Below are 19882 nucleotides of genomic sequence, written 5' to 3'. Positions count from 1 at the left end.
TATGGTTTAAGAGGTATGATAAAATTTAGTAAGTACATTCTCATTAACTCCATCTTGGTATTTCATAATAGAAAAACCTTCATGGATGCAATAATGACCAATTTCTCCAGCTTTATTAATAGCAACATAAGCTACTTGAAAATCTTTGTATTTGTCGTTTTTGGTCACAATACGACGAATCGCTTCTTCGCATGCTTTTTGAGGGCTCATACCGTTACGCATTAATTCTACGATTAGAAAACTTCCCACAGTTTTTAGAACTTCTTCGCCCATTCCTGTAGCCACAGCACCACCTATCTTATTATCTATAAATAAACCAGATCCAATGATGGGAGAATCACCAACGCGACCTTTCATTTTATACGATAAACCCGATGTGGTACAGGCACCTGCAATATCGCCATTGTTGTCAATCGCTAGCATGCCTATAGTATCGTGATTTTCGATATTAATGATAGGTTTGTACTTTGAAGTTTTTCTCCATTCTTCCCATGCTTTTTTAGATTCTTCGGTAAGTAAGTTTTCCTTGGTAAATCCTGATTGATATCCAAATTCTTCTGCTCCTTCACTGGCAAGCATAACATGTGGAGTATCTTCCATAACTTTTCTGGCTAAAGCAGCAACATTAGTGATATTCTCTACACACAAAACCGCACCGTAATCTCCTTCAGGGTTCATGACACAAGCATCTAATGTTACATTACCTTCTCGATCTGGAGCACCTCCTTTTCCAACGGTTGTATTTTTTAGATTTTCTTCTTCCACAGCAACTCCTTCGATTACAGCATCCAACGCAGGTTTTCCAGATGCTAGCGCTTCTCCAGCTTTTGCATTTGCTTTGGTAAAACGCCAGGTGCATACTGCAATTGGAGTAGAGGTTGTATTTGTCATAATTTCTTGTTCTTTTCGTGATTGTTCCTCAGATTGTTTTTTACAACTTATTAGTGTGGTTCCTAAAGTAATTCCAACACTGGTCAGTGAGGTGTTTTGAATAAATTTTCGTCTTTTCATTAGTTTACAGTGATTTCGTCTGCAAAAACCCAAGCTTTGCCATCATGGTTACTACCAATATGCCATTCTGGAATGGTCCCAACGGTTTGCGCTTTAATTTTTATAAACTGAGCCTTGTTTGCAATGGAGGAAGCTTCTACTTTTTTTATAGATACTTCCGCAGAAGGAGTTGTCGATTTTATAAAGGTATTTTTATCTAATAGATTCCACTGTTTTCCATCTTCAGAGATCCAGAATTCTACTTTTTGTGGATAAAAGATCCAACTTCTTTGATCTTCTAGAAAACCAATGGATATGGTGTTGATATTTTTTATTGATCCTAAATCCAGAGTAGCGATAAGATCTCGATTATGAAAGCCTTGCCATGAACCTGAACGATAATCCATAGCTCCTTTGATACCATTAATTAAAGCATCGGGTCCACCACCATTATAGCGATTGGCATATTCATTCTCGAGTGATATTTTTAGATTAGGATTAATTTTAAAAAATTCGGTTTCTATAATTGGACTTTTTATTCCATTTTCTACGGCAAAGGTTTTTAAAATTGAAGGTTGAGTAATACTGATTGGAGTTTCATATTTTTTGAATTCTTCATTATCTAATGCGAAAAAGATCTCTGCTTCTTTATTGATACTTTGTAACGTAATTTGAGATTTCTCTTTAAAAGCAATATCACCTTCAGCTATAAAAGGAGGAGATGTAATTAAGTGCTCTTCGATTTGTGTTTTTGGGATGTCGGTATCATTGGTTCCCCAAGTTGAAGGGGTATCTGTCATCTCAAACACCAAAGAACCTCCATTCATGATATCTTGATGCTTGATATAGGTATATGGATACTCTTTTCCGTTTAAAGAAGCACTAGCGATATATTTGTTAGCATCGTTGATGTTGTTAGCTACCATAGTAAATTGATTTCCGTTTTCTAATTGTATCGTTCCTTTTTCGATTAAAGGAGTTCCAATCACATAATGATCACTACCAGGAGTAACCGGATAAAAACCTAAACTGCTTAACACATACCAGGCACTCATCTGTCCACAATCCTCATTACCAGAAATCCCATCGGGAGTATTGGTATATAACTTGGTTAGTATTTCGTGTACTTTTTCTTGAGTTTTGTGTGGTTTGTTGATAAAGTTATAGAGGTAAGCTATGTGATGACTAGGTTCATTACCATGTGCATATTGTCCTATCAGTCCGGTAATATCAACTTGATGCGCTCCAGAAGTTTGATCTTTTGCAGTAAAAAGTGCATCCAATTGCTGCTCTAACGCTACTTTGCCACCCATTAGGTTGATAAACCCAGAAATATCCTGTGGAACGTAAAAGCTATACTGCCATGAATTTGCTTCGGTATAATTAAAGTTCACTTCATAAGGATCAAATGGTGTAAACCACGTATTTCTGTAACGACCTCTCATAAATTTAGTAGACGGATCAAAAACGTTTGTATAATATTGAGCACGTTGGGTATAAGTTTTTGCATCGTCAGATTTACCCATTGCTTGAGCCATTTGTGCAATCGTCCAATCGTCATACGCGTATTCTAGGGTTTTGGATACCGATTCTGCCTCTTCTTCCACAGGAATAAAACCTCCACTTTTATAAGATGCTAACCCTAATTTGTTTTGAGTAGCACTATGTTTCATAGCTTTCAATGCTTTTTCGGGATCATAATTCGAAATTCCTTTTAGGTAAGCATCAGCAATGACTGGTACAGCGTGATATCCAATCATGCAATGGGTATAGTTACCGGCTAGATCCCAAATTGGCATAATACCACCTTCATCATATTTGGCCAAAAATGTATTGATATAATCATTAGTCCTTTTTTGATCAATGATCGTATACAGAGGATGGGTTGCACGATAGGTATCCCAAAGAGAAAATACCGAGTAGTATTCAAAGTCTTTGGTGTTATGGATATTGAGATCCATGCCACGATAACGTCCATCCACATCTTGATATAAATTAGGAGCGATCATCGTATGATATAAAGCCGTATAAAAATTTGTTTTGTAATCTGTATTAGGACTTTCGATTACTATTTTTTGAAGCTCTTTTTCCCAACTGTCATTAGCTGCTTGTTTGATTTGATCAAAGGTTTTATTGCCAGCTTCTGTAGTGAGGTTTTGTAAAGCACCCTCTTCATCAACTGCAGAGATTCCTATACGGATGCTTAATTCTTCAGAGGTTTTGTTATCAAATTCTAAGGCTACTTTAGTTCTATTTTCGTTAAAAGTTTTGTTGGTAATTGGTTTTGAAAATTGCATATGATAAAACAGCAATTGTTTTTCTGCCCATGCTTTGGAATGACGATAGCCATTAATTTCTGTATCAGAAATGATGTTTATGTCATGATCGAGTAAAGCATCTCTATGTTCTAGATCCAAAATCACCACTTGTTTTTGATCTTTTGGGAATTTATAGCGGTGTATGCCCGCTCTTTTGGTTACTGTCAAAGCTACATCTATATTGGTAGTGTCTAAATGTACTTGATAAAATCCTGGAGCAGCTTTTTCGTTAGCATGTGAAAAATGCGCTCGATAGCCCTTTTGACCATCTGCTCCATTATTAAAAACAATCGTATCGGTTGGCATTAATAAGATGTCTCCGTAATCAGATACTCCAGTACCACTAAGATGTGTATGGGAAAACCCATAGATATAGGAATCCGTATAATGATATCCAGAACAACCATCCCAACCGTCTAGTCTGGTATCAGGGCTTAATTGCATCATCCCAAAGGGCATTGTTGCACCTGGATATGTGTGTCCATGACCACCAGTACCTATAAATGTATTAACATAACTAGTAAGGGGAACATCGCTAGAAGCTGGATGAATGATGGGTTTTTGTGTGCAAGAAAAGAAAAACGTTATTGCAAGTATTGCAAATACCTTAGAAAAAGACGTCATAAGTTGTGTGAATCTTAACGTTAACGCTTCTAAGTTACTAAAAAACTAATGAGGTATTACATGATATAGAGAGCATTCGCCCATGAGGCGAATTTTTATTGTAAATCTGTTAGATATTCTTAAGTTTTAAATACTTATAAAACTGGTGTACAGTAAGTACTTTTTTAAAATCTTCGTTTTGGAAGTACACAATATTACTTAAATCTTTGGATTTTTCGCTAGTTGAAGCATTTGATTGAATCACCTTATTAGCTTGCTTAGAGTATTTAATGATCATCTTTTTGATACGATCACTGGCATAATTGCTTAGATTTAATTCCTGCTGTAATAAAACTGCTCTTTTTTCCGCTAATTCTATAAATCTTTTTTCCTCAGCTTCTTTCTTTTTCTTTTCTTCTTTTTTCTGCTCTTTGGTTAGTTCTACTGTTTCCGTATGAACTTCCAATTGATCTTGCGCCATATTAGAGGAACAGATCATAAGTACTACTAAAAATGTAAAAATTCTCATAACTTTTTCCTTTAAATTTTCCCTTCCAAATGTTAAATCTTGGGTTTCAAAAATATTAATAATTGATTAACAACAAGTTAAAAAGTTAAAATACTCGATAAATGCTAATTTTTTTACGATAAACAACCTTGTTTTTAATGGTTTTATGTGTTTAAGCAGGTGGTAAAACCGTAAAAATCAGATAAAAACAAGGGTGCTACTTTTGCTTTTTGGAGGTTTTTAACCTTTCAAAAGAAACTTTAGAGGTTCTAAACTTAACTCCATCAATCAGTGTTGATGAAGTTTTGATGTAAGAAATAACTGTGTCTTTTTCTAAGTTACCAAACTGAATTTCTGTAGTTATTATTGTAATTGAGTCCGAAAAGTTTTTGGGTTGATCTAGAAACCTTATTTTTTCAATGTGGTTACGATTCTTGAGATCGAATAAATATGGAGTGTCAGTTACGGTTTTAAATTCTGGATGTTTTTGAATGAGTAGCTGTTTATCCAAGTAGTCTTGTAATTTTTCAGAAACTAGAATCGTGTATGAATCTTCAAGAATATCAAAGGACATTTCTTCTTCGTAAGAATCCATAACAATTTCATCATTACTCCCTTCAGTAGCTTCCATGTTTTTGTAAGAGTTGTTGGAACACCCTAGAAGTATAAATGATATAAGAATATACATAAGTTGTTTCATGATTTGATCTTAAATTTTAATTTAACAACTTGTCCTTCGGATCTTCTGGATTCGATAATCTCAATATTTTGCAAGCTTTTTGTTGGGGTAGTTAGCTTATTTATAAATTCTATTTTAGAATATACTTCTATTCCTAATCCTGATGGTAATACTTGGAATATCACGGCATCATCGGCAATCATTTTTGATAATTCCTTCTTTCTATTCTTCCAGTTATCCAATTTTCCATTGGCATAATAATGAAGCATTAAAGCATAATCATCCGTGCTAACCCTAATATTTTCTTTAGTTATAGTAGATATACTTCTATAAATGGTATCGGTTTTGTGATAAGGTGATTTAATGACAAAATGAATAAAATCATCTTTGGTTGTCCAGGTAAAACAGCCTAAACTGTCACTTTTTGTATAGTAAGGAGATTGCTCATTATTAAGTACAATAATTTCAATAGGTGTTTTGATAATCGGTTCGTTTCTGTCTCTATCTATAAAGCAAAAATTAAAGGTGTTTGATTTTGGTATCAAAAAGTACGCTGAGGTAATGAATAAGATTCCAATGAGAAAGAAAACAATCCATTTCCGTTTTGCAGTTTTCTTTTTGGTATTGTTGGATATTATCTTAGAATTTTGAGTCTTAAAATCGTTCCAATTTTCATAGCCACAATATTCGGACAACATATTAAGGATGTCAACTCTTGGGATTTTTTCTGAAGAGTTTTTAAAATAATTATAGAATGACTTTTCACTTATACTACCCTTTACTTCTTTCCTTAAGTCTTCTTGAAATAAGATAATATCTTGCCCTTTCCACTCGGTTATATCATTAGTAGAGGCAGAATTATGCTTCAAAAATTGTATTGCTACCTTTTTTTTGAGAAGGGAAAAAACGATATGTTCTTTTGTTTGTTCGATTACAATGTATTGGAGTATAGTGTTTTAGGTTTTGTAAAATAGTTTACAAAGGTTTTACAACAGGTCTACAAGCCTCTCTATCATGGTGATACTAGGTTTGTTTTTGGTTTAACAATGTAAAAACAATTAAGATGAAAACAAAGACAATTAAGAAAATCGAATATGCATTTCTGGTTTTGTGTATGATGATATTAAGTTCATGCAATCAGTATACGAATAGAAGTTATAATGTAACAGAACGTATCGTGTTAGATACAAATGATGAACTTGCTTTAGAAACAGCCGCTAATGCTGAAAATTATAAAGAAATTATAGAAAATGATTTTAAAAGAGTAGCATTTTCTCCGTTATCTACATTCTCCATAGATGTTGATAAAGCCTCCTACAGTAATATTCGAAGAATGATTAATAATGGCCAAGAGATTCCTGCAGATGCTGTGAAGATCGAAGAAATGATTAATTACTTTAAGTATAGCTATGAACAACCAAAAGATCAACATCCTTTTGCAATTCATACAGAAGATGTCAATACTCCTTGGAATGAAGGTACCCAATTAATAAAAATCGGAATTAAAGGAAAAGAAATACCCACGGATGATTTTCCTGCATCCAATCTTGTCTTCTTAATAGATGTTTCTGGATCGATGAACGCTACTAATAAACTTCCTTTATTAAAGAAAGCTTTTAGATTACTTGTAGGACAGTTAAGACCAAAAGACAAGGTGTCGATTGTAGTATATGCGGGAGCTGCTGGTGTGGTTTTAAAACCAACATCTGGTAAAAACAAAGAGAAAATATTAGAAGCACTAAATAATTTAGAAGCGGGTGGATCTACTGCCGGTGGAGAAGGGATTCAGCTTGCCTATAAAATAGCTCAGGAGCAATTTATAAAAAATGGAAACAACAGAGTGATTCTAGCTACTGATGGTGATTTTAATGTGGGAGAAAGTAGTGATGTAGCAATGAAAGAATTAATAGAGGAGCAAAGAAAAACAGGGGTGTTTCTTACTTGTTTAGGTTTTGGAATGGGAAATTATAAGGATAGTAAGTTAGAAGTACTTGCAGATACTGGAAATGGGAATCATGCATATATAGATTCCATGCAAGAAGCACAAAGGGTATTAGGAACAGAATTTGGAGGAACGCTTTACACGATTGCAAAAGATGTGAAAATTCAGGTAGAATTTAACCCTAATAAAGTACAAGCATACCGATTGATAGGATACGAAAATCGTTTGTTACATGATGAAGATTTTATAGATGATACTAAAGATGCGGGTGAATTAGGTAGTGGACATACGGTCACCGCTTTATACGAAGTAATTCCAGTAGGTATAGAAAGCAAGTATCTTAAAGATGTTTCTAAGTTAAAGTATACAAAAAAAGAAACTAATAGTTCTTATCGGGATGAATTATTCACAGTAAAGTTTCGATATAAAAAACCAAAAGAAGATCAAAGTATAGAAATCATCCATACACATAAAATGGGTTCCGAAAAATTAATGTCCAGTGATTTTGGATTTGCTGCTTCGGTAGCTTGGTATGGAATGAAATTAAGAAACTCTAAATATTTAGAAAATAGAGCAGTGGATGATATCATTTCGCTTGCACAAGAGAACAGAGGAGATGATGAGTTAGGTTATAGAGCGGAATTTATACGGTTAATGAATAGCTATGAAAACTATGAGCAGGAGAAATAGAAATTTAGAATCTTGAATTTGGTGATTTTTTGGAGAAAAAAGAAATCATAATTTAAATAAAGCGCATCGAGCAGATGCGCTTTATTTTGTATTTTGCGAAAATGAAGGAAATCTTAGCAAGATACATTCCGGAAAGAGCATTAGACCCAGCATTTGACCTTATCGTAAAATGCAATGTGCATCTTAAAATTGTTAATGAGCGAGTTACAAGGCATGGTGATTATAGAAAAACTCCTGATGGGAGGCATCAGATTACCGTAAATGCTTCTCTTAATTCATATCGTTTTTTGATCACTTTAATTCACGAAATAGCTCATTTAGTAGCTTTTGAGAAATATGGGCGTTATATAAAACCTCATGGTATTGAGTGGAAACGTACTTTTCAGCAATTAATGCTTCCTTACATTAATCCGGACATTTTTCCATCAAAATTATTACCTGTTATCGCAAATCATTTTAAAAATCCAAGAGCAAGTAGTGATACCGATACAAAATTAGCACTTGCGTTAAAACAATTTGATCCAGAGAATGATAAAAATTATATCTTTGAAATACCGTTGGGAGGAAAATTCAGATTGTATAATGGAAAAATTTTTCAAAGAGGGAATAAACGAATAAAACGTTATGAATGCGTCGAAATTAGCACAGGTAGGACGTACCTATTTAACCCCAATGCTGAAGTCGAATTATTAAATTAACTTATGAAAAAAAACTATTATGCCATCCTAATGGCAGGTGGCGTGGGGTCTAGATTTTGGCCTGTAAGCACCGCAGAGTTTCCGAAACAGTTCCATGATATGTTAGGAACAGGCGAAACATTGATTCAAAGAACATTTAAACGTTTGGAGAGAATTATTCCAACAGAGAATATTTTTATTCTTACAAATGAACGTTATAATGATCTGGTATTAAGTCAACTTCCAAAGGTGACACAAAGACAAGTAGTAACTGAGCCTGCAATGAGAAATACAGCTCCTTGTATTTTATATGCAGCTTTAAAGATTCATAAAGAAAACTCTGATGCTGTTATGGTGGTGGCGCCGAGTGATCATTGGATTGAAGATGAAACAGCATTTACCAATAATTTAGAGCAGTGTTTTGAAGCTTGTAGCGCTCAAAATATTTTAATGACATTGGGTATTCAACCTGCTTTTCCAAACACTGGATACGGATACATACAGTATCAAGAAGAGGCTAAGCCTATTAAAAAAGTAGCTCAATTTACCGAAAAACCAGATTATGAAACTGCAAAACAGTTTTTGAATCAAGGAAATTATTTGTGGAATGCAGGAATCTTTATTTGGAGTGCCAATAGTATTTTAAGTGCTTTTAAAGAATTTCAAAAAGAAATGACAGCATTGTTCGAAAAAGGAATGGATGTTTACAATACCAATGAAGAAGAAGATTTTATAGCGAATAATTACCCTCTTGCGGAAAACATATCTATAGACTATGCTATTTTAGAAAATGCTCAGAATGTATATGTACTTCCCGCTACTTTTGATTGGAATGATCTGGGAACTTGGGGCTCTTTGTATGATAAATTAGAAAAAACAGAAAGTAATGATGCGATCGTTAATGCTAGGGTACTTTCGGAAGATGCATCGGGGAATATGATCAGGACGTCGGATGACAAAATAGTTGTTGTTGATGGTCTAAATGATTATATTATTGTGGATAAAAAAGAAGTACTATTAATTTATCCTAAAAAGAAAGAGCAAGACATAAAACAAGTACTGAAAAAAGTTAAAGAGACCTACGGGGAAAAATACGGATAATACGAATGGAAGAAAATACAAATCAGCCTATTAATTCAGATCACGAAGGACACAAAGAATCTGTAAAAAGAGATGCCAAAGGACTTTTTGAAAGTATGAAGCTATTTCTTTCTGGCTTATTGGATATAAGATCTGATACTGATCGGGATCAAACCATAGAAGATGTAAAAAAGGATATACCTTTTAAGGGGCATACGGCTTGGATTTTGATATTTTCAGTATTTGTGGCTTCTATTGGTTTAAATGTTAGTTCTACAGCGGTGGTTATTGGAGCCATGTTAATATCTCCATTAATGGGGCCAATCGTTGGAGTAGGATTGTCAATTGCAATTAATGATATCGATACACTCAAGCGTTCTTTTGTGAATCTAGGAGTAATGGTTGGACTTAGTGTACTTACTGCTACGTTATATTTTGCCTTATCTCCGTTAACAGAATTAACGCCTGAGTTAGAATCGAGAACTGCTCCTACGATTTTAGACGTATTTGTAGCTATATCAGGTGGTTTAGCACTAATTGTGGCTAAATCTAAAAAAGGGACTATGCCTAATGCTATTGCAGGAGTAGCAATAGCTACAGCATTAATGCCTCCTTTGTGTACGGTAGGATATGGGATTGCTGAGCTAAATGCAGGATATGCGTTAGGTGCCTTGTATTTATTTAGTATTAATGCAATTTTTATTGCCTTATCCACTTTTATTGTAGCAAAGTTGTTACGTTTTCCAATGTTGCGTTATGCCAATGCAGCTAAAAGAAAACTTACTGCTAGAATAGCCTCTGCAGTAGCAATTATCATGGTGATACCGGCAATTTGGACGTTTTACAATATTCTGAACGAGACAAACGCAGATCGTGATTATAAAGGGTTCTTAGCTAACGAAATAGAGGCAAATGAAAGTTTGTATTTGCGGAAAGAGTTTTATGATTTTGATAATAAGTCGATCAAGCTATATTTTGATGGAGAGATTGCAGATGCAACCGTTAGTGATTTGCAAAATGAACTTGAAAAGTATGAACATATCAGTGACTTTACACTGAAAATAAGCGGTAATAAAGCACGAGGAATTGAACAAATATCAAAAGCGAATGATCGATACATTGTAGAATTGAATCGATTAGAAACAGAGAATGAAGCCTTGTTGGACAAAGTAGAAGATCTGAAAATTCGTCTAGCATTGCTTGAAACCCAATTAACAGAGGCGCAAAAAGTAGTTCCCGTGGATATACTTCCTTATAATAATATCGCAAAAGACGCTAAAATTCGTTTCCCAGATCTTTCTGAGTTAGGATATGGAGAAGTGTTACAATCTAATTTCTTAAAAGTAGATACCGTAAAAGTTATCTTCCCTCAATGGAAATTTCAGGTTTCTGATAGCTTGAATGCGGTTAGAAATAAGGATTTACGAGAATGGATTACTGCAGAACTAAAGGCAGATACTTTATTGGTGAGGTAATATTGTCGATTTTAGAAATAATAAGTTTAAGCTTTCAAAATGATTAGACCTAAAATAATAAGTGTCTTACTTACTTTATGTACGATTTCAATAGTCTATTCTCAAAGTAATTTACATATACCGAGGGAAATACAAAAAGCTTATAAAAATCAGACGAGATCTGTTGATGGTAAACCCGGAAAAAAATATTGGCAAAATTCTGTTGATTATAAAATAAACGTTAGGGTATTTCCAGAGACAAGAATAGTGGAAGGGAATGAAATTGTGAATTTTACCAATAATAGCCCTGATGAATTATCTGAAATGGTTATACGTTTATATTATGATGTATTTAAAAAAGGAAATAAAAGAGATTCACGTGTAAACCCGAAAGATATAGGAGAAGGTGTAGAACTGAAAACGATTATCGTTGATGGAGTTAATTATGATCTTGCTAATAGTGATAATATCAAAAGATATGGCACCAATTTGACTGTTAGACTAAGAGAACCTTTAAAGTCAGGTCAAGATTTAAAGCTGGAATTTGAATGGCAACAAAAAGTTACGTTAACTCTTGATAGAACAGGAGCAAAAGATGATACTTCTTTTTTTGTAGGATATTGGTATCCACAAGTATCCGTTTATGATGATATTTTTGGTTGGGATAGGCTAGATTATACTTTAGATACTGAATTTTATAACAACCTATCTGATTTTGATGTAAATATTACTGTTCCAGATAATTTTCTAGTTTGGGCTACTGGTACGTTAGAGAATGGTGAAAAGGTATTGCCTAACAATATTTACAAAAAATTTTTAAAAGCAAAAGAATCTAAAGAGGTAATAGAGGTTGTTAATGAGAAAGATCTAGAAGGATTAAAACTAAAATATAATACTTGGAATTTTACAGCAAAGGAAGTTACAGACTTTGCTTTTGCGATGAGTGATCATTATTTATGGCATGCAGCTTCGGTAAATGTTGCTGGGAAAGATATACTAATTAATTCTGCGTTTCCTAAAGATGAGGTTGAAAAACACAAGAAACTCACTTCTATTCAGCAAAAGGCAATGAAGCACTTTTCTGAAGATGTTCCTGGTATTCCTTATCCTTATCCTGTTTTTTCAACATTCATCGGTCTTAGATATTCTGGAAGTGGTATGGAATTTCCGATGATGGCTAATAATGGTGGTTCTGGGGTGCCGGTTACTGTTCATGAGTTGTTTCATATGTATTTTCCAATGTATGTTAGAATAAACGAGAGACGATTTGCATGGATGGATGAAGGTTGGGCGGACTTTATGGAGAATTTAGTGATTCATAAATTCTTCAATGAAGATAAATCTAATTCTTTTTACTCTCGTTTTAAATTAGTGACACAGGGTACCTTAGGTACTATTGGAGATTTACCAACGGTAACGTCTTCTCAATACACTGGTGATAGTTACGGATATCAAGCCTATAGTTTGCCTTCGCTTACTTACGCTTTGCTATATCAATATTTAGGAGAAGAAAAGTTTTTCAAATGTTTTAATTCTTATGTAAAGAGATGGGCAAAGAAGTCACCAACACCATATGATTTCTTTAATACATTTGAAAATGTTAGTGGAGAGGATTTAAGTTTTTTCTGGAAACCTTGGTATTTTGAAATGGGATATCCTGATGTAGGAATCAAATCATTTGATGAAGGAAAATTAATTGTAGAGAAAGTAGGATATAAACCAATACCAATAAGTATTGACGTAGTCTATAAAAATTCAAAAAAAAGCTACTCTAAAATTATAGATTTTTCTGTCTGGAAAAATGATAATAGAACCTATGCTATTCCAATTCCAAATCATGACCAAGTAGAATCAATAGTTTTGAATTCAGATTTTCCTGATTTTAATGAAACAGATAATTTTTTCCCTCCTTTAAAAGATAGTTATGAAGAAAAGGGAGTAAAGAGTTCAATCGTTGGTAATTATTATGTAGAAGATTATAATATAGAATTGAGCATTGCAAAAGAAAATGAGGCTTTAGTTATTTATTCGAATTCTTGGGTATGGCTAAATACAATTCTTATTCCTAAAGATTCAGTTAATTTTAATACTTCGGACAAAACAGGAGTTTTAAAATATCTAGAGGATGTATCAGGTAGGGACGAAATTGAACTTGAGTATCCAAAATATAATTTAAAGCTTAAAGGAATTAAGAAATGATATAATTGCTTGTTTTCTGAAAATCTAAAAATCGGATGAAATTAATATACTGGATATCTACTTCGCTAATTGCTCTGTTTTTATTGTGGAGTTCATATTCTTATATGTTTAGCAAAGCTACCATTGATGGTGTTAAAGAGTTGGGATTCCCAGATTTTTTCAGAATACAATTAGCGATACTTAAGATACTAGCAATCCTTATATTAATAATTCCACAAGTTCCGCTTCAGATAAAGGAATGGGCATATGCAGGTATTGGATTATTCTTTATAACCGCAATCGTTGCACATATTGCTCATAAAGACTCTATATTCATCTCGTTAATAAATATAGTTTTTATTGGGTTGCTGATACTTTCTCATATGTATTTGCATAAAATTCTAAAAATATAAATTTTAGTTTTTAAAATCGACACTTTAAAGAGTTGTTATTAGCAAAGTAAACGAGAGTAACTCTTATTTGAGTTGTTGTTACAATCCTTTTAATTGTGCGTCTCTAACTTTTTTGAATAGGTTAGAAGAGTATACAAACTCGGTAACGGCTTCGTTATCCGTTCGGAAAATTTGACTTTTATCACCTTCCCATTCTAAATGACCATATCGTAGGAAGACAATCTTTTCTCCAATTTCCATCACAGAATTCATATCATGTGTATTAATGATGGTAGTAATGTCATTTTCTTCAGTAATCTCCTTGATGAGGTTGTCAATAACGATTGCTGTTCTAGGATCCAGGCCAGAGTTTGGCTCATCGCAAAATAAGTATTTTGGTCTAGTTACAATCGCTCTTGCAATCGCAACACGTTTCTGCATACCACCACTAATTTCCGAAGGAAGTTTGTTATTCGCATTTTCTAGATTTACACGTGCTAATACCTCGTTTACACGTACCAGCATTTCTTCCTTTTTTTGTTTTGTAAACATCATCAAAGGAAACATTACATTTTCTTCTACCGTCATAGAATCAAATAATGCACTCCCCTGAAAAACCATTCCCATTTGCTCTCTCAGATCTCTTTGCTGTTGCTCGTTTAACTCAGAATAAGTTGCGCCATCATAACAAATGCTTCCTTGCTCTGGAGTAAACAAACCAAGCATGCATTTTAAGAAAACTGTTTTACCACTTCCACTAGTACCAATAATGAGATTGGTTTTTCCTCGTTCGAAGGTAGTAGTAATTCCTTTTAAAATTTCTTCTCCATTAAACCCTTTATGTATGTCTTTTACTTCTATCATTAGCTTAATAATAATTGAGTTAGTACATAATTAGCGATAATAATTACTACTGTTGTCCATACGAATGCGGATGTACTGGCTTTTCCCACACCTAAGGCACCACCTTTCATATAATATCCATGAAAAGAAGGAATCGTTGCTAATAAGAAAGCAAAAATGGTTGTTTTTATAAAAGCATATACCAAATGATATGGAATGAACTCTTCTCTAAGTCCTGCTAAAAATTCGGTACCAGATACAAAACCTCCATAAACACCTGCGATATACGCTCCGAATATCCCGACAAACATAGCAATGGCAATTACAAATGGGTACATAAACATCGCGATAACCTTTGGGAAAACTAAGTAGTTTAGAGAATTAATTCCCATTACCTCCAAAGCGTCAATTTGTTCGGTAACTCTCATAGTACCAATGCTAGAAGTGATATATGAACCCACTTTACCAGCCATAATCACGGATAAAAAAGTAGGAGCAAATTCCAGTATTACCGATTGTCTAGATGCAAAACCAATGAGCTGTTTCGGAATCAAAGGATTGGTAAGATTTAGTGCAGTTTGAATCGCAACTACCGCTCCGATAAAGAATGCTAAAAACACTGTAATTCCTAAAGACCCAAGAATAAGGTCATTAATTTCTTTGAAAATCAAATTTTTAAGTACAGACCCTTTAGTCATTCGACTAAAAACACCTCTTAACATTAAAAAATAGCGACCTATATCGTCGAGATAAAACATAAACTCTTCGTTAGAAGGGCTAAAATAGAAAAAAAAATATCGACAGCATTTAACCTTCTATTAAAGTTTTACTTTTGTGGATATGGTATTTTTGTCATCCAAACGAGAACAAGAAATGATAAGGAAGATTTTTTTAGGTATAATTTTGTTAGTTATCACCATTCAATGCAACACAAAAGAAACGAATGTGGTAGCTGTTAATTCTGATCAAGCAATTTCTGTACGTCCAAAATTGGTCGTTGGTATTGTTGTAGATCAAATGCGATATGATTATTTAACTCGATTTTATGATCGCTTTGGAGAAGGAGGTTTTAAAAGAATGGTGAAAGAAGGATTTAATTGTAAAAATAATCATTTTAATTATATTCCTACGTATACAGGTCCTGGACATGCTTCGGTATTTACAGGTACTACTCCGCAAAATCATGGTATTATTTCCAATAATTGGTATGATAAATTTGGAAAAGCGATGGTGTATTGCGCAAGTGATTCTTTGGTAAGAGCGGTAGGTTCGGATAGTGAGTTGGAAAGGATGTCTCCTCGTAGAATGAAAACTACCACATTTGCAGATCAAAACAGGTTACATACCCAACTAAAAGGAAAAAGTATTGGTATTGCCATAAAAGATCGAGGAGCAATTTTACCAGCGGGTCATTCAGCAAATGGTGCGTATTGGTTTAGAGGAAAGGATGAAGGAAAATGGATTACGAGCACATATTATAGAGATGACCTACCAGAATGGGTAGAAAAATTTAATAATTCAGATGTCGCAGCATCTTACTTAAAGGAATGGAATACTTTGTACGATATTTCAACTTATGAAGAAAGCGGTGATGATGAAAATGATTTTGAAAGAGGTTTTAAAGGAAAAGAAAAAGCCACGTTTCCTTATGATTTAGCACAACTTAAAGATCAAAATGCAGGGTATGATATTATCAAAGGATCTGCATTTGGAAATAGCCTAACGACAGATTTTGCAATTGCCGCGTTGGATGGAGAGTCGCTGGGAGCTGATAATATTACAGATGTACTTACGCTTAGTTTTTCTAGCACAGATTATGTTGGGCATAATTTTGGAGTAAATTCTAAGGAGATTCAAGACACGTACTTGCGATTAGACAAAGATTTAGAGCGCTTTTTTACAACATTGGATGCTAAAGTTGGAAAAGGAAACTACACGGTTTTCTTAACCGCAGATCATGGTGCTGTGCATGTACCTTCATATCTACAAAAAGTAAATATACCTTCTGGTTATTTTGATATGGTTGAAATAGCAACCAGTATTATGGAATTCACCAAGAAAACCTTTAAAGTAAAAGGGTTAATAGAGAAAGTAGCTAATGATCAGGTATTTTTTGCGTATGATGTGTTAGAGAAAAACAATATTGATGCACAGGAATTACAAAAAGCAGTAGCGCATCATATATTACAGTATGATCAGATTGATAAGGTCTTTACTAGAGAGCAATTGCAAACAGGAACATTTACCGAAGGTATTGCTGCACTGATTCAAAAGGGATATAACCAGAAGAGAAGTGGTGATGTAGTATATGTGTTGAATCCTTCTACGATTGCATATTCTAGAACAGGTTCTACCCATGGAAGTGGCCTAAACTATGATACACATGCACCATTATTATTTATGGGAAAAGGAATTAAACAAGGAAGCACTACGCAAAAAACGACTATTCCAGATATAGCACCCACCATTTCCGCTTTGTTAGGCATTACTTTTCCTAATGGAGCTACTGGAGATGTATTGTCTTTTGTACTGGATGAAAAATAAGAAATACTACTAAAACCCCTTATTATGTTTGATAATAAGGGGTTTGTTTTTTAGAATAGTGTGTATTTATCATAAATTTAATTCCTTAAAAAGCGTAACCAATCTAGGGTCTGAAGGCCTTGGAGCATCCGCATTTACAATTTTACCTTCTTTGTCAATAAGAATAAATCTTGGAATACCTTGGACATCATAGTCTCTGATAAACTTCGAACTCCAACTATTATCAGCAAATAGTTGAATTCCTGAAAGTTCTTTTTCTTTTATCATAGTCTTCCAAGCATCATGATCTCGTTTGTTGTCTACAGAAATACTAACAAACTTGATTTTCTCATCATACTCTTTTTCAAGTTTTTTTAATGAGGGTATTTCTGCTATACAGGGTTTACACCAAGTTGCCCATACATCGATATATACATAATGATCTTTTAAGTCTGCAAGTTTTGTAGAACCACCGTTGTAGTTTTCATAATCGAAAGTAGGAGAGTCATTTCCTTTTGTTAGCAACTTGATTTTATTAAAACTTTCTGTAATTCTTCTTTGAAAAGCTGTGTCAGTTGACTTTGCCATTAAAGCCTTGTATATTTTTTCAGACTCTGGATTTCCTGCTGAGATATACCATGTCATTTCATCCATAAGACTATTTCTTATATAGTCGTTTTTAACATCAGATAAACCATCAATAAAAGCATCATAATAAGGGATACTGTCTTTAAAAGATTGTTTTCTTTTTTCTCTACCATAATTGGAAGAAACTAGAAATCTGTATGCATTTGAAGTTTTAAAATCACTTTCATTGGTGAGATCAATACTATTTAATTCTTTTTCTAAAGAATTAGTAGTTATTGAATCTGATTTGCTTAGTGTTGATGGATTATAATACAGGTAAAAATTGATGTGAAATAAATAATCATAATGATTATATTTTTGTTGCTCACTAATAAAAGCGGTATCATTTATTTTACTATTAGTAAGTAAGCCAGAAAGCTCATTTTTATGAGAAAGAATTTTTTGTTTAAAATCGACGGGATTTGAATTGTTTAAAGTATCTCTTTGACCTTCAGTTTCTTCAAATTTTTCTTTTACAAGATATTTGGTAGCAAGATAACTATTAACATTAGCGGCTTTTCCTGTGTATTGTATGGATTCATCAAATTCCTTTGTATCAATAGATAAAGTAAGGTCTTCTCCTTTTTTTAGATAAATTTCAGATGATTCTGAACCAATAGAAAAGCGATAGTATCCATTTTTAGTAATATCCAAGGTATCCATAAAAGTTCCGTCCTCTTGGATGTCTATTTTTTTAGTGAAATCATTTCCTCGAACCGAAAGTTTATCTGCATTTTTATTAACTACTTTTCCTGAAAAAATGACATATTCTATAGGTGTAGTTTTTTCTTTTGAACAAGAAGCTAGTAAGAATGTGGTAATAAGAGTAAATAATATTTTAGTTTTCATCTATTATGGATATTTATGGTTTTACTGATGAGATGGAATCATTGTAGAATTATTCAATTGATATAAATTAAATTCTTTGGATTTTATTTCCTAAAGGTATGGAATTCAAATTAATTGTTTGTAAATAGATTCGGCACTATGAACTGCACCTTCCATATATCCTCCATGTATTGGAGACGTTTCTGTTCCTCCGATGAATAAACAGTTATTTAAATATCCTTGTTGATAATATGAATGTCCATTATTTTGGTGTGGAAAAATAAAATCTGATGAAGGAAAAAATGTATAAATCTCATTTCTCCATAACATATCTTCATATGATAAGTAATTCAACGCATCATCTCCGAATAATTTTTGTAATTGGTTAAATACTTTAGAAATTCTCTCCTCTTTTGAATATTTGCACATCTCATTTAGCAAGAATCCTTTTAAAGCAAAACGATCATTTTCTACATTAGAGTGGTCATATAGTTCTGTAATGGGGCCAACATTGCTAAAAACAGTACCAGAATATTTTTTTTCTTTCCAAAATGGCTTTGTGTATGAAATCCCAAATTTAATAGATTCTCCCATCCATGTGTGAGTTTTGTTTGCGATAGTGTACAGCTCTATTGGTAGTGGCGGATGTATTTCAATTGAATTTGCTAGAAGCCTTGGCGGGAGTGTAGAGACAACTTTATCGCAGAAATAGGTGTTGCGTTCTGTTTTTATAGAGAACTTATTATGCTCATATTCGATGTTTGTTACTTTCTCGTTAACAAGTAATTCTGTGTTGTCCAGAAAAGATGAGAGTTTATGAATAATAGTGCTAGTTCCATGCTGAATTCTATAACTGGGTTGTTGATTCGTAGGTAATTGAATTTTTTGTGGAGGAGCTGTAGAAAGCGGTTCAAAAAGAGCAATTCCTTCCATAAATTGCTCAAAAATTGGTATTTCCAATTCTTCTAATAATTGTAGTAGTCTTTGATGGTGGTTTCCGAACCAAGTGGCACCCATTTCTATTGGAGTGTTTTTTGCAGAGTTTATAGTTAGTATTCTTCCTCCAACTCTATGATTGGCTTCTAAAACCTTAACAGGAACACCAATGTTTTTTAACCTGTAAGCTAATAATAAACCGGTGAGTCCAGCACCTATGATAAGTACTTCTGTTTTCATTTTGTGGTGTAAAAGTAAAAGAGTAAAACTCCTAAAAATAGGAGTTTTACTACTAAAATCTAATTATGAGTTTAATTATCCATTAAATGTGTGCCGTGAACAACTGCGGCTCCTGCTCGTAATGCAGCAGAAATAAAAGTCGCTTCCGCCAATTCTTCCTGCGTGGCACCTGCCTTAATAGCATTCTTTTTATGAATTTCTAAACAATATGGGCATTGTGTAGTAAGCGCTACAGCAACTGCCATGAGTTCTTTATATTTCATTGGAATTGCTCCTTCTTGTAATGCAATGCTGTCAAAAGCCTGAAAAGCTTTCATAGCTTCTGATGCATTCTTCCCTAATGTACCTAATTTTTTTAGGTGGTTCATATCATA

Annotated in this window: 17 protein-coding genes; 7 read left to right on the top strand and 10 right to left on the bottom strand. The window is 33.6% G+C overall.

The features are described from left to right. Positions 1 to 6: 6 nt before the first annotated feature. The 5 genes from Q1B37_RS18565 to Q1B37_RS18545 form a co-directional block, all read right to left on the bottom strand. The gene (locus Q1B37_RS18565; RefSeq protein ID WP_299901109.1) at positions 7 to 1011 is read right to left on the bottom strand and encodes an isoaspartyl peptidase/L-asparaginase family protein; all 1005 of its coding nucleotides are present in this window, start codon (positions 1009 to 1011) and stop codon (positions 7 to 9) included. Beyond that, positions 1011 to 3932 (bottom strand): GH92 family glycosyl hydrolase, encoded by a 2922-nt coding sequence (locus Q1B37_RS18560; protein WP_299901106.1) that lies wholly within the window; start codon positions 3930 to 3932, stop codon positions 1011 to 1013. The genes Q1B37_RS18565 and Q1B37_RS18560 overlap by 1 nt, the downstream gene beginning before the upstream one ends. Before the next feature lie 109 nt (positions 3933 to 4041). Continuing rightward, on the bottom strand, positions 4042 to 4440 hold the full coding sequence (locus Q1B37_RS18555) for a hypothetical protein (RefSeq protein WP_299901103.1): 399 nt from the start codon (positions 4438 to 4440) through the stop codon (positions 4042 to 4044). A 196-nt stretch (positions 4441 to 4636) separates the two neighbouring features. Continuing rightward, complete coding sequence (locus Q1B37_RS18550; RefSeq protein WP_299901100.1) at positions 4637 to 5119, bottom strand: hypothetical protein; 483 nt, start codon at positions 5117 to 5119, stop codon at positions 4637 to 4639. Next, the gene (locus tag Q1B37_RS18545; protein ID WP_299901097.1) at positions 5116 to 5967 is read right to left on the bottom strand and encodes a hypothetical protein; all 852 of its coding nucleotides are present in this window, start codon (positions 5965 to 5967) and stop codon (positions 5116 to 5118) included. Before Q1B37_RS18545 ends, Q1B37_RS18550 begins: the two co-directional genes overlap by 4 nt. A 194-nt stretch (positions 5968 to 6161) precedes the next feature. Between Q1B37_RS18545 and Q1B37_RS18540 the strand changes: the two genes are divergently transcribed. The 6 genes from Q1B37_RS18540 (at position 6162) to Q1B37_RS18515 (ending at position 13532) form a co-directional block, all read left to right on the top strand. Further along, complete coding sequence (locus Q1B37_RS18540; protein ID WP_299901094.1) at positions 6162 to 7730, top strand: VWA domain-containing protein; 1569 nt, start codon at positions 6162 to 6164, stop codon at positions 7728 to 7730. A gap of 101 nt (positions 7731 to 7831) precedes the next feature. Continuing rightward, complete coding sequence (locus tag Q1B37_RS18535; protein ID WP_299608629.1) at positions 7832 to 8428, top strand: SprT-like domain-containing protein; 597 nt, start codon at positions 7832 to 7834, stop codon at positions 8426 to 8428. Positions 8429 to 8431: 3 nt separating this feature from the next. Further along, entirely contained in the window at positions 8432 to 9508 is a 1077-nt protein-coding gene (locus Q1B37_RS18530; RefSeq protein ID WP_299901091.1) for a mannose-1-phosphate guanylyltransferase, read from the top strand. Positions 9509 to 9513: 5 nt separating this feature from the next. Further along, positions 9514 to 10962, top strand: a complete 1449-nt coding sequence (locus Q1B37_RS18525; RefSeq protein WP_299901088.1) for a DUF389 domain-containing protein — start codon at positions 9514 to 9516, stop codon at positions 10960 to 10962. A gap of 39 nt (positions 10963 to 11001) precedes the next feature. Next, positions 11002 to 13140: a M1 family metallopeptidase gene (locus tag Q1B37_RS18520; protein ID WP_299901087.1), complete on the top strand. Its 2139-nt coding sequence runs from the start codon at positions 11002 to 11004 to the stop codon at positions 13138 to 13140. Between the two features lie 35 nt (positions 13141 to 13175). After that, positions 13176 to 13532, top strand: a complete 357-nt coding sequence (locus Q1B37_RS18515; RefSeq protein WP_299901085.1) for a DoxX family protein — start codon at positions 13176 to 13178, stop codon at positions 13530 to 13532. 78 nt (positions 13533 to 13610) lie between these two features. Here Q1B37_RS18515 and Q1B37_RS18510 read toward each other — a convergent pair whose 3' ends face one another. After that, the gene (locus Q1B37_RS18510; RefSeq protein WP_299608614.1) at positions 13611 to 14375 is read right to left on the bottom strand and encodes an ATP-binding cassette domain-containing protein; all 765 of its coding nucleotides are present in this window, start codon (positions 14373 to 14375) and stop codon (positions 13611 to 13613) included. After that, on the bottom strand, positions 14375 to 15112 hold the full coding sequence (locus Q1B37_RS18505; RefSeq protein ID WP_299608611.1) for an ABC transporter permease: 738 nt from the start codon (positions 15110 to 15112) through the stop codon (positions 14375 to 14377). The genes Q1B37_RS18510 and Q1B37_RS18505 overlap by 1 nt, the downstream gene beginning before the upstream one ends. 115 nt (positions 15113 to 15227) lie before the next feature. Between Q1B37_RS18505 and pafA the strand changes: the two genes are divergently transcribed. Then, positions 15228 to 16898 carry an alkaline phosphatase PafA gene (gene pafA, locus Q1B37_RS18500; protein ID WP_299901084.1) on the top strand — a complete coding sequence of 557 codons (1671 nt, stop codon included), beginning with the start codon at positions 15228 to 15230 and terminating at the stop codon, positions 16896 to 16898. 69 nt (positions 16899 to 16967) lie between these two features. Here the strand turns inward: pafA and Q1B37_RS18495 are convergent, their stop codons facing one another. The 3 genes from Q1B37_RS18495 to Q1B37_RS18485 all read right to left on the bottom strand — a co-directional run bounded on the left by Q1B37_RS18495 (position 16968) and on the right by Q1B37_RS18485 (position 19876). Next, complete coding sequence (locus Q1B37_RS18495; RefSeq protein ID WP_299901081.1) at positions 16968 to 18353, bottom strand: TlpA disulfide reductase family protein; 1386 nt, start codon at positions 18351 to 18353, stop codon at positions 16968 to 16970. 105 nt (positions 18354 to 18458) lie between these two features. Beyond that, complete coding sequence (locus Q1B37_RS18490; RefSeq protein ID WP_299901078.1) at positions 18459 to 19508, bottom strand: NAD(P)/FAD-dependent oxidoreductase; 1050 nt, start codon at positions 19506 to 19508, stop codon at positions 18459 to 18461. A 71-nt stretch (positions 19509 to 19579) separates the two neighbouring features. Continuing rightward, complete coding sequence (locus Q1B37_RS18485) at positions 19580 to 19876, bottom strand: carboxymuconolactone decarboxylase family protein (RefSeq protein WP_299901075.1); 297 nt, start codon at positions 19874 to 19876, stop codon at positions 19580 to 19582. Positions 19877 to 19882 lie beyond the last annotated feature (6 nt).

This window comes from uncultured Aquimarina sp., from assembly GCF_947492965.1.
Taxonomy (GTDB): domain Bacteria; phylum Bacteroidota; class Bacteroidia; order Flavobacteriales; family Flavobacteriaceae; genus Aquimarina.
Note: the sequence above shows the minus strand (reverse complement) of the source record. Positions and strands in the feature narration are given on the sequence as shown.

Excerpts from the sequence above, each read along its gene's own strand:
- Q1B37_RS18565 (WP_299901109.1), bottom strand. The coding sequence starts at position 1,011 with ATGAAAAGACGAAAATTTATTCAAAACACCTCACTGACCAGTGTTGGA.
- Q1B37_RS18560 (WP_299901106.1), bottom strand. The coding sequence starts at position 3,932 with ATGACGTCTTTTTCTAAGGTATTTGCAATACTTGCAATAACGTTTTTC.
- Q1B37_RS18555 (WP_299901103.1), bottom strand. The coding sequence starts at position 4,440 with ATGAGAATTTTTACATTTTTAGTAGTACTTATGATCTGTTCCTCTAAT.
- Q1B37_RS18550 (WP_299901100.1), bottom strand. The coding sequence starts at position 5,119 with ATGAAACAACTTATGTATATTCTTATATCATTTATACTTCTAGGGTGT.
- Q1B37_RS18540 (WP_299901094.1), top strand. The coding sequence starts at position 6,162 with ATGAAAACAAAGACAATTAAGAAAATCGAATATGCATTTCTGGTTTTG.
- Q1B37_RS18535 (WP_299608629.1), top strand. The coding sequence starts at position 7,832 with ATGAAGGAAATCTTAGCAAGATACATTCCGGAAAGAGCATTAGACCCA.
- Q1B37_RS18530 (WP_299901091.1), top strand. The coding sequence starts at position 8,432 with ATGAAAAAAAACTATTATGCCATCCTAATGGCAGGTGGCGTGGGGTCT.
- Q1B37_RS18525 (WP_299901088.1), top strand. The coding sequence starts at position 9,514 with ATGGAAGAAAATACAAATCAGCCTATTAATTCAGATCACGAAGGACAC.
- Q1B37_RS18520 (WP_299901087.1), top strand. The coding sequence starts at position 11,002 with ATGATTAGACCTAAAATAATAAGTGTCTTACTTACTTTATGTACGATT.
- Q1B37_RS18515 (WP_299901085.1), top strand. The coding sequence starts at position 13,176 with ATGAAATTAATATACTGGATATCTACTTCGCTAATTGCTCTGTTTTTA.
- Q1B37_RS18510 (WP_299608614.1), bottom strand. The coding sequence starts at position 14,375 with ATGATAGAAGTAAAAGACATACATAAAGGGTTTAATGGAGAAGAAATT.
- Q1B37_RS18505 (WP_299608611.1), bottom strand. The coding sequence starts at position 15,112 with ATGTTTTATCTCGACGATATAGGTCGCTATTTTTTAATGTTAAGAGGT.
- pafA (WP_299901084.1), top strand. The coding sequence starts at position 15,228 with ATGATAAGGAAGATTTTTTTAGGTATAATTTTGTTAGTTATCACCATT.
- Q1B37_RS18495 (WP_299901081.1), bottom strand. The coding sequence starts at position 18,353 with ATGAAAACTAAAATATTATTTACTCTTATTACCACATTCTTACTAGCT.
- Q1B37_RS18490 (WP_299901078.1), bottom strand. The coding sequence starts at position 19,508 with ATGAAAACAGAAGTACTTATCATAGGTGCTGGACTCACCGGTTTATTA.
- Q1B37_RS18485 (WP_299901075.1), bottom strand. The coding sequence starts at position 19,876 with ATGAACCACCTAAAAAAATTAGGTACATTAGGGAAGAATGCATCAGAA.